The organism is Massilia rubra, assembly GCF_011682065.1.
Taxonomy (GTDB): Bacteria; Pseudomonadota; Gammaproteobacteria; order Burkholderiales; family Burkholderiaceae_D; genus Telluria_A; species Telluria_A rubra.
The window spans coordinates 66,929-79,544 of sequence record NZ_VUYU01000013.1 but is presented as its reverse complement, the minus strand read 5'-3'; the positions used below and the strand labels follow the sequence as shown (position 1 = coordinate 79,544).

At 65.1% G+C, this 12,616-nt stretch carries 10 protein-coding genes and 2 riboswitches; of the genes, 5 read left to right on the top strand and 5 right to left on the bottom strand.

Features of this window, described 5'->3' with window-relative positions; genetic code table 11:
- Window positions 1-132 precede the first annotated feature (132 nt).
- Window positions 133-801, bottom strand: coding sequence for a phosphatase PAP2 family protein (locus tag F0185_RS19595; RefSeq protein WP_187362596.1), 669 nt, complete (start codon window positions 799-801; stop codon window positions 133-135).
- Between the two features lie 130 nt (window positions 802-931).
- Window positions 932-3,358 (bottom strand): DUF1631 family protein, encoded by a 2,427-nt coding sequence (locus tag F0185_RS19590; protein WP_167227228.1) that lies wholly within the window; start codon window positions 3,356-3,358, stop codon window positions 932-934.
- A gap of 258 nt (window positions 3,359-3,616) precedes the next feature.
- On the opposite strand from F0185_RS19590, the gene F0185_RS19585 reads away from it, so the two are divergent.
- Together F0185_RS19585 and F0185_RS19580 are read left to right on the top strand one after the other, a co-directional pair.
- Window positions 3,617-4,198, top strand: a complete 582-nt coding sequence (locus F0185_RS19585) for a hypothetical protein (RefSeq protein WP_167227226.1) — start codon at window positions 3,617-3,619, stop codon at window positions 4,196-4,198.
- A gap of 182 nt (window positions 4,199-4,380) precedes the next feature.
- On the top strand, window positions 4,381-4,656 hold the full coding sequence (locus F0185_RS19580) for a hypothetical protein (protein ID WP_167227224.1): 276 nt from the start codon (window positions 4,381-4,383) through the stop codon (window positions 4,654-4,656).
- A gap of 166 nt (window positions 4,657-4,822) precedes the next feature.
- On the opposite strand, the gene F0185_RS19575 is transcribed toward F0185_RS19580, so the two are convergent.
- On the bottom strand, window positions 4,823-5,383 hold the full coding sequence (locus F0185_RS19575) for an ATP-dependent Clp protease proteolytic subunit (protein ID WP_167227222.1): 561 nt from the start codon (window positions 5,381-5,383) through the stop codon (window positions 4,823-4,825).
- Between the two features lie 134 nt (window positions 5,384-5,517).
- A riboswitch (glycine riboswitch) is annotated at window positions 5,518-5,603 on the top strand.
- An 18-nt stretch (window positions 5,604-5,621) separates the two neighbouring features.
- Window positions 5,622-5,727, top strand: a riboswitch (glycine riboswitch).
- A gap of 84 nt (window positions 5,728-5,811) precedes the next feature.
- Between F0185_RS19575 and gcvT the strand changes: the two genes are divergently transcribed.
- From gcvT to gcvP, 3 genes are all read left to right on the top strand, one after another.
- Complete coding sequence (gcvT, locus tag F0185_RS19570) at window positions 5,812-6,930, top strand: glycine cleavage system aminomethyltransferase GcvT (protein ID WP_167227220.1); 1,119 nt, start codon at window positions 5,812-5,814, stop codon at window positions 6,928-6,930.
- A gap of 62 nt (window positions 6,931-6,992) precedes the next feature.
- Window positions 6,993-7,373 (top strand): glycine cleavage system protein GcvH, encoded by a 381-nt coding sequence (gcvH, locus tag F0185_RS19565; RefSeq protein WP_167227218.1) that lies wholly within the window; start codon window positions 6,993-6,995, stop codon window positions 7,371-7,373.
- A gap of 108 nt (window positions 7,374-7,481) precedes the next feature.
- Complete coding sequence (gene gcvP, locus F0185_RS19560) at window positions 7,482-10,379, top strand: aminomethyl-transferring glycine dehydrogenase (RefSeq protein WP_167227216.1); 2,898 nt, start codon at window positions 7,482-7,484, stop codon at window positions 10,377-10,379.
- 2 nt (window positions 10,380-10,381) lie between these two features.
- On the opposite strand, the gene F0185_RS19555 is transcribed toward gcvP, so the two are convergent.
- The gene (locus F0185_RS19555) at window positions 10,382-12,004 is read right to left on the bottom strand and encodes a methyl-accepting chemotaxis protein (protein ID WP_167227214.1); all 1,623 of its coding nucleotides are present in this window, start codon (window positions 12,002-12,004) and stop codon (window positions 10,382-10,384) included.
- 1 nt (window position 12,005) lies between these two features.
- The gene (locus tag F0185_RS19550; RefSeq protein WP_229477102.1) at window positions 12,006-12,440 is read right to left on the bottom strand and encodes a cache domain-containing protein; all 435 of its coding nucleotides are present in this window, start codon (window positions 12,438-12,440) and stop codon (window positions 12,006-12,008) included.
- Between the last annotated feature and the right edge of the window lie 176 nt (window positions 12,441-12,616).

The following is a 12,616-nucleotide window of genomic DNA, read 5'->3' as shown; positions in this document are numbered from 1 at the left end:
GTATAGATAGCTCGGGAATCTTAAAGGTGTCCATCATACCATTTGTTGTCATGTTTTCGGGGATGAGCCGTCGGTACGGCCCGCGAAACCACCCCTGCGCGGCGCCCGCCGGGCGGGCCTGCGACTGCGGCGTCAAAAACACACGTAATTGAAGTAGCGTTCAGCCTTCGGGCATGGCGGCGAGTAGGGATTGCGGGTCGGCCCCCAGGTGGCCGTGGTGTAGACGCGGTCGGCGCCGGACAGGCCGAGCGCCAGGCCCGTCATCCATTGCTGGGAACTGTGCGCCTCGCCCTTGTAGGGAATGCACAGCAGCGCCAGGCTCACGGCGATCAGGACCGGACTTGGCTGGAACTGGCGGTTCGAGCGCACCAGGGCGATGAAAGCGGCCGCGCAGGCCAGCCCCAGCAGGCAGCCGAGGATCGCTTCCGAAGCGCTGTGCGTGCCGACCATCACGCGCGAGAGCGTCACCGCCACGGCCAGCGCCACGCCCAGGGCGACGGCCACGTAGCGCCAGGCCTTGGTCCGTCCGCACAGCGCCAGGTAAGCGGCCACCGGGAACACGGCGGCGGCGCGCGTGGCGTGGCCGCTGAAACCGGCGAAATGGACCGCTTCGATGCCGACGCCCCAGCCGAGGAAGGCGATCTTGCTGCCGATGACCACCAGCAGGGTGGCGCCGAACAGCAGGCACCAGTACAGGGCGCGGCGGCGGCAATGGGCGGCGGCCAGCCAGACGGCGATCGCCACGCCCAGGGGTGCGGTGACGGCAATGCCGCCCAGCGCACTAAGGTGATACCAATTCATAGACAAAAGCCGGAAGTGAATAAAGCCGGGCAAGGCCGGCGCCGCAGCACGGCACAAGCCCGGCCCGAATGATACGCGAATGTTAACAATGTGCGGATACTAACGGAACACCCTCGCGTGCGCGACCTCTTCAGGCGGCGACCGATTGCGCCTTCTCCGAGTCGCTGAGCGCCTCGTCCATGGCTTGCGACAGCGCCCGGCTGACCACGCCTTCGACCGTCATCACGCGCACCCGCTGGGCGCGGTAAGCTTCGATGAGCTTGTCGGACGAGAGCGAAAACGCTTCCTGCCGCGCCCCGGTCGAAAAAATGTAAAGCGTGCGCAGCGGGCTGATCCAGGCCAGCTTGACCTTGCGGATGCTGCCGTCCGGATCGGTAAATTCGATCCACATATTGCGTTCGAGGGCGTCGACGCCGAGTTCCGCGTCGTCCAGCTCGGCATGGGCGGCTTGTTCGGCCTCGGCCAGCGCTTCGTTCTCCTTGTCCAGCCGGCGCATCGCGTCTTGCTGGGCAACTTCGACGGCGATTTCGAGCTGGCGCTCCGGGGTGATGTCGAGAGGCGCGCGCACGATCGACGCGTGGCACTCGGCCAGGTCGGCGAAAAACTGGATGCGGTCGGCGTCTTGCCACTTGATGACGTCGAGCCATTTGTTCAGGGTTGCCAGCAGGCTCGGCAGCTTGCCGATCAGGTCGCGCCGCTGTTCGTGCGTGATCTTCGGCTTGACGCTCCAGATCAGCTCATCCATGGTCTTGGTGGCGTTGCCGACCGCCCCCGGCTTGTCGTCCTCGACGCTGTAGGCGACCGTCATCACGGAAGTCCACTTCTTTTCAAGGAAGGTTTCCAGCATGGCGACCACCTGGCCGCTGCCGACCCGGGCCGCGACCGCGGTCCTGGCCGAGCGCGTGGCGGCGGTGACTTTTTCCTTGCGCAAGGCATCCGCGATCGGGGCGGCAATGGCGGTGGCCGCCGCGTGCTCCTCGGCCTTGATGGTTTCTTCGAGCTCGGCCACCACTTCCGAAAACACATCGGCCGGCTCGCTGCCCTCGTCCTGGTCGCGCCCGACCCGCTCGACGCCGCGCTGCATCACCTGGAACAGCGGATCGTCCGGGCCGGAGCGCTGCTCCAGGCCCATGGTCGACATCAGGTCGATCATGCGGCGCGCCGGGTGCGTTTCTTCGAAGAAGAAATTCTTGTCGGCCAGCGCGGCCTTGAGCACCGGAATTTGCAGCGACTGGATCAGGTCGCGCGAATCCTTGGGAATGTTAGGGTCGAGGAACACCGTCTCGAAAATCTTCGACAGCAGGTCGATGGTGCTCTCGTCGCCGCGCGAAAGTGTTCCTTTTGGAATGCTTTCCTTCAAGCGTGGCAAATAGAAGAGATTCCCCGTTTGGGCTTCCACCGGGGTCGGGGCGACGTTGCTGAACTGGGCCGGCAAGCCGCCCTGGAAACCCTGGAAGCCCTTGAGCACCTCGATCAGCGAGGCCGGCACCATCACCTGGCCTGCCTCGGCCGGGTGGCCGAAAGCGCCCGCGGCGATACCACCACCACCGGCAAACTGCGGCGCCGCAAAGCCGGCGGCGGCATGCGCGCCCGGCCCTGCAGCTCCACCATGGGCCGGCGCGCCGCCCTGCCACGGCGCGGGCACGCTGGCCGCGACGCTGTCGGCGCCGGGCGCGCCCTGGAACGCGGCCGCGCCGCTCGGGCGCCAGCCGCCGGCGGCCGGCGCCATGGCCGGCAGGTCGGGGATCATCGGAATGTCGAACGACGCGGCCGGCGCTTCTTCTTCATCGCTGAGGAACTGGCGCAATTGCTTGGCCAGCTCGGCCTGGCTGCTGGCGCGCGCTTTTTTGGCGGCGACCGCGCTTTCGGTTTTCTTGATCTTGAACGCTTCCACCGAACCTGGCTGCACGTTCTTGTTGATCAGCACGTCGCACAGGGCGTCGTACATCGGCGCGAAGTCGAACAGCAAGGAGGGGCGCAGCATCGGCAGGATCAGGCCATGGGCCTCGATATCCGGTTCGAACTCGCGCCAGGCCTGTTGTAGCGCCGACAGGAACATCTCGGGCCGGAACGGATTCTGGCTGATGCGCAGCACGTCGCGTTCGAGCAGGAAACCGAGCCGGACATTGAGCGTGGCGATCTGGGTCGCATACTGCATTTCGAAGGGGCGGCTGATGGCGTCGAACGCGACCCGGCTGTCCATCTCTTCGTAGGGCACCAGTTCGAGCGTGGTTGGCAAGCTTGCCAAGGTCTTCTTGGGCGATGGCGCCAGTAATTCGATTTCGGCGCGCATGGAACGCACGATGCCGGAAGCGGCAACATGAAAGAAGGCGTAAGTGTTGTTTTTCAGCAGATTGCCCGACTTCACCCGCAGGAATACCGTGCGCGCATCGAGCGCGGGATCGGTCACATCCAGCAACGCCGCAACGAGACGTGTCGCTACCGCCATCAATTGGTCATTGACGTGCTTGGTCACGCTACCCAGCAGCGTTTCCAGCAACTCGTGGCGTGACGGACCTGTCTTCCTAGCAGCTGTGGAGGGTGAAGGTGGAGCCATTGTCTGCTCGTTCGGGGTTAAAGATCTTTTGCCATAACAAACATTCTCTCACATTATTGCCGACCGGCAACCGGAAAGTTTGAAACAAAGTGTTATTTTTTGTTTAATCGCATGGTGAGTATGCTCATTCTTGCTTTTCCCTCAATAAGGAGCTCCAAATCGTCATTTCAACTGTTGATTAAAAACAAATCCGAGCCTGAGAGTTTCTCTAACATAATAACAATTCCATAGAGCAACCCCTTTCTCAAGGACCATGCCATGATAAGCAGCCGCCGTGCCCACCTCAAGCTGACCCTGACGCTCTGCTTCGCCATCCTGGTCGCGCTCAGCGCCTGGCTGGCCGTGGTACTGCTGAGCCAGCTTGCCCTGATGGAACCGGTAACGGCGCCGGCCGCCCAAAGTTTAGCCGACAATAGCGACGCCCTGCGCTTCGCCGCCTCCGGCACGATCGCCACCGGGACCGAAGCGAGCTACACCACCGCGCGCCTGTGGGTATGGTTTTGTATCATGGCCAACGGCGCCGGAGTGGCCCTGCTCGGCCTGTGGCTCAGGGCCAGCATGAGCGCCCCGGCCGCCCCCGCGCGCCGCCTGCCCGCAACGCTGCCGGCGCCGCGCGGCAACCTGATCGAACGGGCAATGCAAAGCGGCGGCGCGCACGGCGCCTGTATCGACAGCGCCCCGCGCGCCGCCATCCGCAGCCGGCCGGCATCGTCGTGCTCGGCAGAGACTTCGGTGCGGCTGGCGCGCATCATCGACAACCTGGCGTTCCAGACCACCCTGCTGGCGGTCAACGCCGCCGTCGAGGCGCAACGCGGCAGCCGCATGCCGCCGAATCGTTAAGACCATTCCTGTCAGCATTTGTTTCAATTTTGTAGGAACTAATCCTACACGAGTTCAAGGCGCATTCCGATACCTCTTCAACAGTGCGGCTCGCATGATTGTGTCACCGGAAACGCAGACGAGAGCGCCTCTTCAGCTCCACCGGCGAGCACGACATTTTCAAACTTTGAAAAGGAATGAACATGAACTCGAATCAGAAAAGCGGTCAGGGCAACAAGCAAAGCGATAGCTCCGGCTCGAACAAGCAATCGGGCTCGCAAGGCTCCGGCAGCGGCTCGGGCGGCAAAAGCGGCGGCACCCAGGGCGGTACCCATGAGCAGCATGTGGAAGCGGGCCGTCAAAGCCACAAAAATGACGACAGCAATTCGAAACAGTCCGGTTCCGGCTCGGGCAGCAAACAGTCGGGTACGTCTTCCGGCAGCGGCAGCAAAAGCGGCGGCAGCGGCAGCAAAAGCTGATTAGCGTGACCCCGGCTGGCGTCGCCGGGTTTCCGGGCGGCGCCATGCACCAAACCAACAGGAAGCAATAGAAAGAGTCTGCCTCGGCCTGGCCGTTGACAGGCTCTTTTTTTTGCGCGCTTGCGGCCCTGGGGCGCACACCGGCCCGGCGACCGGCTGCACCGGCCTAGATATTGCGGATGCGCGCGCCCTTGGGCGGGGAAAAGTCGGCCACGTCATTGACCATGCGCGCCACCTTGGCGTCGCGCGCGGTCAGGTGCAGGTCGGAATACTGGTGGATCGCCCACTGCTCGGGCAACAGTTCTATATGCTTGCGCAAGATCGATTCGGTGCGGGCGTCGTCGGCGCGCAACCCTTCGACAATGATGTTGAGCGCATCCGGACGCGCCCCCGGCGAGGCCGTGGCATGCGACTTGTGCACCATGAAGCGCGCCGTTTCGCTGGCGTAGCGCCGCGTGCCGGACAAAAACAGGATCACGGCGATCGACGCCACCGCTCCCGCGTTGTACATCACAAACTTAACCGGCGCATTCGACAGGAAGTTGTACAGGCAAAGCCCGTCGCTGACATAGCCGCCGTTCGACTGGATCAAGACGTGCGCCGTTTCGACGCCGTTTTCGCTCATGCCGGCCACCGCATCGAACACGCGGTGCACCATATCGCTGTTGACATCGCCCGACAAAGTGAACCAGGCATCCGTCGATGGGGTCGTTTTTTCTTCGCTCATGGCTGTCTGCTCGCAAAGTAGATGAATTATTTTAACAAATCGGGCCAAGCATGGTTTTCCGCGCATCTCATTCGTGCGCACCCGCGCATACCCCTGGCAAGGTTGACAGTTCCGCCCTGCTGGCATATCCTCCACAGTCTTGATCGGGAGAGGGCAGCGCACGCTGCCGCCGAAGGGGCATCACCCAAAAACTCTCAGGCAAAAGGACCGGTCAGGGGTCGGCGGCGCACAGCGCCAACGACTGAACTCTGGAGAGCGGCCGCGGCACCACGCCGGCGGCCCACCGAAGGGGCAGGCGGAGCATCATCCGCTATCTCTCAGGTACCAAGGACAGAGGGGCGCGAAGCAAGACGGAACGGCCAAAGGTACTCCCTTGGGCGCGCCACGTCTGCTCGTCGTACCCCCATTCACTCTGCCTTGAGGATTCCATGACGCTTAAAGCGACCCCGCTCAATTCCGCACACCGCGCCGCCGGCGCCAAGATGGTCGATTTCGGCGGCTGGGACATGCCCGTCAATTACGGCTCGCAAATCGAAGAACACCACGCCGTGCGCGGCGATGTCGGCATGTTCGACGTCTCCCACATGTGCGTGGTCGATATCGAAGGCGAGAACGCCCGCCCTTTCCTGCGCGCCCTGCTGGCCAATAACGTCGACAAGCTGCAAGTGGCCGGCAAGGCCCTGTATTCGTGCATGCTCAATCCGCAGGGCTTCGTCATCGACGACCTGATCGTCTACTTCTTCAGCGAGACCTGGTTCCGCCTGGTCGTCAACGCCGGCACCGCCGAAAAAGACGTGGCCTGGATCAGCGCCCAGAACGACGCCACCAAAAGCGGCGTGACGATCACCGAGCGCCGCGACGGCAACGAACCAATGGCGCTGATCGCCGTGCAGGGCCCGAACGCGCGCGCCAAGGTGTGGCAGGTACTGCCAACCACCCAGGCCGCCTCCGAGCCACTCAAGCCATTTAACGCCGTCATCGTCAAGGACACCGCCTTCGGCGACGTGATGGTGGCGCGCACCGGCTACACCGGCGAAGACGGGTTCGAGCTGGCCTTCCCCGCTTCGCAGGCCGAGAACCTGTGGAATGCGCTGGTGGCGGCCGGCGTCAAGCCGGCGGGCCTGGGCGCGCGCGACACCTTGCGCCTGGAAGCGGGCATGAATTTGTACGGCCAGGACATGGACGACACGGTCAACCCGCTCGACGCCGGCCTGGCGTGGACCATCGACCTGGCCGCCGAGCGCGACTTCATCGGCAAGACCGCGCTCAAGGCGATGGGCCAGAATGCCCAGTACGTGGGCCTGATCCTGCGCGAAAAAGGCGGCATCTTGCGCGCGCACCAGAAAGTGCTCGCCGCCGACGGCACCACCGGCGAGATCACCAGCGGCACCTTCAGCCCGACCATGCAGGAAGCGATCGCGCTGGCGCGCGTGCCGATGGGCGTGGCCGTAGGCGACACCGTGCACGTCGAAATCCGCGACAAGAAGCTGGCCGCCAGCGTGATCAAGCTGCCGTTCGTGCGAAACGGTAAAATCCTCGCTGCCTGATTCCTGGCACCTACACTAATGAGCAGTATTTACATCGACCGCGACCTTTTGGAGCAAACACTATGAACATCCCAGCCGACCTGAAATACACCGAGTCCCACGAATGGGTACGCGCCGAAGCTGACGGCACCCTCACCGTCGGCATCACCGAATACGCGCAGGACGCGCTGGGCGACATCGTCTTCGTCGAACTGCCAAAAGTGGGCAAGGTCTTCACCGCCGGCGACGACGCCGCCGTGGTCGAATCGGTCAAGGCAGCGAGCGACATCTATTCGCCGGTGTCGGGCGAGTGCATCGCCGTCAACGACAGTGTCGCCGACGCGCCGGACTCGATCAACACCGACGCCTACGCGGCCTGGCTGTTCAAGATCAAGCCGAGCGACGCCGGCGCCATCGACGGCCTGCTCGACGCCACCGCTTACGGCAAAGCCACCGCAGAGTAAAACTCCTGGCCGCCCCGATGACCATCGCGGCGGCCTTTCTTTTCAGTCCGCCGCCGCGTCCAGCGGCGGCAGTCCCTTTTTCGGCTCCACTACCGGCCCCCAACTACCATGACCCGCACCAGCCTGACCCAACTCGAAGCACGCGACTCGTTCATCCCGCGCCATATCGGCCCGTCCACCGCCGAACAGGCAGCCATGCTGGCCACGCTCGGCTATCCGTCGCGCGCGGCGCTGATCGACGCCATCGTGCCCGCCAATATCCGCAAGAAGAGCAAGCTGGAACTGGGCCAGTTCTTCGAGCCGATGCCGGAGCAGGCGGCGCTGGGCAAACTCAAGGCGCTCGCCGCCAAGAACAAGGTCATGAAGTCGATGATCGGCCAGGGCTACTTCAACAGCCACACGCCGGGCGTCATCCTGCGCAATATTTTTGAAAACCCGGCCTGGTACACCGCCTACACGCCTTACCAGCCCGAGATTTCGCAAGGCCGCCTGGAAGCGATCCTGAACTTCCAGCAAATGATCACCGACCTGACCGGCATGGGCATCGCCAACTCGTCGATGCTCGACGAGGGCACCGCCGCCGCCGAAGCCATGACCCTGATCCAGCGCGTCGGCAAGTCGGCCTCGAACGTGTTTTACGTCGCCGACGACGTGCTGCCGCAAACGCTGGAAGTGGTGCAGACGCGCGCCCAGCCGATCGGCGTGGAAGTGCGCACGATCGCGGCGGCCGACATCGGCGCCTTGACCGAGCCCTGCTTCGGCGTGCTGATCCAGTACCCGGGCGTCAATGGCGATGTGCGCGACTACCGCGCCGCCGTCGAAAAACTGCACGCGGCCGGCGCCATGGTCGTCGCCGCCGCCGACCTGCTGGCGTTGACCCTGTTGACGCCTCCGGGCGACTGGGGCTGCGACGTGGTCGTCGGTAACAGCCAGCGCTTCGGCGTGCCGCTCGGTTTCGGCGGCCCGCACGCCGGCTACCTGGCCACGCGCGACGAATTCAAGCGCAGCATGGCCGGCCGCCTGGTGGGCGTGACCATCGACGCGCAAGGCAACAAGGCGTACCGCCTGGCGCTGCAAACGCGCGAGCAGCACATCCGCCGCGAAAAAGCCACCTCCAACATCTGCACCGCGCAGGTCCTGCTGGCGGTGATGGCCTCGATGTACGCCGTCTACCATGGCCCCAAAGGCTTGCAGCGCATCGCCCAACGTGTACACCGCTTCACCGCCATCGCCGCCGCCAAACTCGGCCAGCTCGGCTACGAGATCGTCAACACGACCTGGTTCGACACGCTCACCGTCAAGAGCGCGCGCGCGGCCGAACTGCACACCATCGCCATCGAACACGGCGTGAACCTGCGCAAGGTCGATGACAAGCACGTCGGCATCTCGCTCGACGAAACCACCACCCGCGAAGATATCGCGCTGCTGTGGACGATCTTCTCGCAAGGCGTCCCGAACGCCCCGGCGTCGCCCGATTTCGACGCGTTTGATGCGAGCGCGCAGGACGGCTTCCCTGAAGCGCTGGCGCGCAGCAGCACGTATCTGACGCATCCGACCTTCAACCGCTACCACGCGGAACACGAAATGCTGCGCTACCTGCGCGGCCTGGCCGACAAGGACCTGGCGCTGGACCGCACCATGATCCCGCTCGGCTCCTGCACCATGAAACTGAACGCAACGAGCGAGATGATCCCGGTCACCTGGCCCGAGTTCTCCAACATCCACCCGTTCGCACCCGACGCGCAGACGGTCGGCTACCGCGAGATGATCGGCCAGCTGGAAGACATGCTGTGCGCGCTGACCGGCTACGCGGCCGTGTCGCTGCAACCGAACGCCGGCTCGCAGGGCGAGTACGCGGGCCTCCTGGTGATCAAGGCTTACCATGAATCGCGCGGCGAAGGCCATCGCAATATCTGCCTGATCCCCTCGTCGGCGCACGGCACCAACCCGGCGTCGGCCAATATGGTCGGCATGAAGGTGGTCGTCACCGCCTGCGACGCCAGCGGCAACGTCGACCTGGCGGACCTGAAGGCCAAGGCCGAACAGCACAGCGCCAACCTGGCCTGCGTGATGGTCACCTATCCATCGACCCACGGCGTGTTCGAAGAAGGCATCGCCGAGCTGTGCGAGATCATTCATTCGCACGGCGGCCAGGTCTACATCGACGGCGCCAACATGAACGCGCTGGTCGGCGTGGCGGCGCCGGGCAGCTTCGGCGGCGATGTCAGCCACCTGAACCTGCACAAGACGTTCTGCATCCCGCATGGCGGCGGCGGCCCCGGCGTCGGTCCCATCGGCGTGGGCGCGCACCTGGCCAAATTCTTGCCGAACCAGCGTTCGACCGGCTACACGCGTGACGAAGCGGGCATCGGCGCGGTCAGCGCGGCGCCCTTCGGCTCGGCCAGCATCCTGCCGATTTCGTGGATGTACATCGCGATGATGGGCGGCGAAGGCCTGACCGCCGCCACCGAAACGGCGATCCTGGCCGCCAACTACATCGCGCGCCGGCTGGCGCCGCACTATCCGGTGTTGTACACGGGCCACGACGGCCTGGTGGCGCACGAGTGCATCCTGGACCTGCGTCCGATCACTGACGCCACCGGCATCAGCAACGAAGACGTGGCCAAGCGCCTGATGGACTTCGGTTTCCATGCGCCGACCATGAGCTTCCCGGTGCCGGGAACGCTGATGATCGAGCCGACCGAAAGCGAGTCGAAGGCCGAGATGGACCGCTTCATCGACGCCATGATCGCCATCCACGCCGAGATCGTGAAGGTCGAGCGCGGCGAGTACGACCGCATGGACAATCCGCTCAAAGGTGCGCCGCACACGGCCGAAGTGGTCACCGCCGACGTCTGGGAGCACAAGTACAGCCGCGAGGCGGCCGCCTTCCCGGTGGCGTCGCTGCGCAAGCAGAAGTACTGGCCGCCGGTCGGCCGCGCCGACAATGTGTACGGCGACCGTAACCTGTTCTGCGGTTGCGCGCCGATCAGCGACTACGAGTAAAGTCAGGGCCGCCGGGAAGCGAGCCGCAGATGCGGCGCGGCTTTCTTCGGCGGCCCTTCCATCTCGGGCACGCTGTCCTCAAGCTGGAACCCGCCGACCGCTGTCGACAGGCTTGAAGCCTGGCCTTGCAGCCTTCGGGCCGCCGCTGCGGCCTCTTTCACCAGCACCGAATTGTGGCGCGTCATCTGGTCGATCTCGACGATCGCCTCGCTCACCGCGCCAATCACGCCGGCCTGGCCCACGCTCGCTTGCCCGATCCGGCCGACCATGTCCCCCACCTGCTGCACCGACTGCGCAATGCCGGCCATGCGCGCGCCCGCCTCCGAGGCGATGGCGCTGCCGCCGTCGATGTCGGCCAGCGAATGCGCGATCAGGCCCTCGATTTCCTGCGCGGCGCCAGCCGTTCGCTGCGCCAGCGCGCGCACTTCTCCCGCCAGCGCGGCAAAGCCGCTGCCCTGCTCCCCGATCCTGGCCGCTTCCACCGCCGCATTGAGCGCCAGCGCATTGGTCTGGCAAGCCAGCTTGTCGATCACCCCCGCCACCTGCGCCATGCGCTGCGCGCTGCCGCGCAGCGCAGCCATCGACAAGACCAGGCGGTCCAGCACGCCGCCGCCGCACAGGGCCTGCATCGACGCTTCGTCGGCCAGCCGGTTGGCGCCGCGCGCGCCCTCGAGCGCGCCGCCGGCCGCCGCGCCAAGCGCGCCCACCGTGCCGGCCGCGCGTCGCAGCACGCCGGCCTGGGCCCTGGCATGGGTGGACAGTCCGGCGCTGCCGGTGGCGATATCGCGCGAGGCCGTGTCGATCGAGCGCGCCGAGGCCAGCATGCTTTTCAGGGTGGCGTTCAGGGCGCCGACGGCCGCGTCGAGCGTGCGCGCGCTGTCGGCGATTTCGTCGCGCCCGTAGCTGCGGTTTTTTGGGGTCAGGTTGCCGCTGGCCAGTTCGCCGGCGGCCGCGCTGATGCCCGCCACGCCGCGCAACAGCGCGCGCCGCACCAGCATGCTGATGCCGAACGTGGCCACCATCGACAGCGCCACCAGCAGCGGCATCAGCACCGACAAGGCGGCAAGATCGGCGGCCGCGCGGCTGGCCGCCTGCTCGCTCAGTTCCTGCTCGAAGCGCGCCAGTTCGGCCAGTCGCTGCGTCACCACGGCGAAGGCCTGTTCGGCCTTGGACATGGCGTTCGCGCTCATCGAATGATCGACCGGCGAAAACTCGATCACGTCGAGGATGGCGCGCACGTAGGTGGCGTGCGCGGCCCCGGCCTGGGCGATGAAGCGCTGCTCCGGACCATGGCCGCCGGTGCGCCGCGTCAGGGCCGCGAACCTGTGTTCGATGGCGGCGTGGCGCCGATAGATATCCTGGCCCAGCCCATCGATGCGCGGCGCCGAAAAACTGGCGCCGATCCAGGTCAGCAGCTGATACATGCGCGCGTGCGCCTGCTGGGCGTCGCTGGCCAGTTCGCCGGCCTCGCGGATGCGCGCGGCGCGCTCGTTGACGATGATCTCGAACGCCTGGTTCTGGCGCGCCATCGCATGCCACGCGCTGCCGGACGAGGCGATCAGCAGCATCAGCACCATGCACGGTGCGAGCAGCAGCTTGGGACCGATACGCAGGCGCTCGAGCATGTCAGTGCTTGTAGACGCCGGCTTCCAGGGCCACGTCGCCAATGCGCAACACATACGTGGTCTTGGCCTCGACCTTGCCGCTGACCGGATTCTTGAACTTGTAGTCGACCCAGCCGCGCCCCGGACCGTTGGCGACCGCAATCATCTCGTGGCGGAACAGTTTTCCATCGGCGTCCGGGACATCGCGCAGGTCCTTGCCGATCAGGGCCACGGTCGGATGGGCTACCGTGATGCCGCCCAGGTCGCGCATGGCCAGGTACAGCGAGCCCTGGTTGTACTCGGGGTCACGGGAAATGATCAGGCGGATCATTTCTTCCTTCCCCTTGAGGCGCATGAAGCGCGCGCCCTTTTCGGCCAGCGCGACCGCATCCTTTTCGCTCGGTTCGGCCGCCGCCGTCACGCCGCATGCCCCCGCCGCGCCCCAGAAACAGGCCAGCCAGACGCCAGCCTTGATGAGAATCTTCACTATGATGTCCTTCAACGTCGATGAACGCGCATTCCGGCGCCGGCGCAGGTATCATTGTCTGCCCGCCGGCCTGCGCAAAATGAGTTTGCGCAATGTTTCCTGAGCGCATAGGTAAATTTACGCGTTCGCGCGGGGCGCCGGTTTGC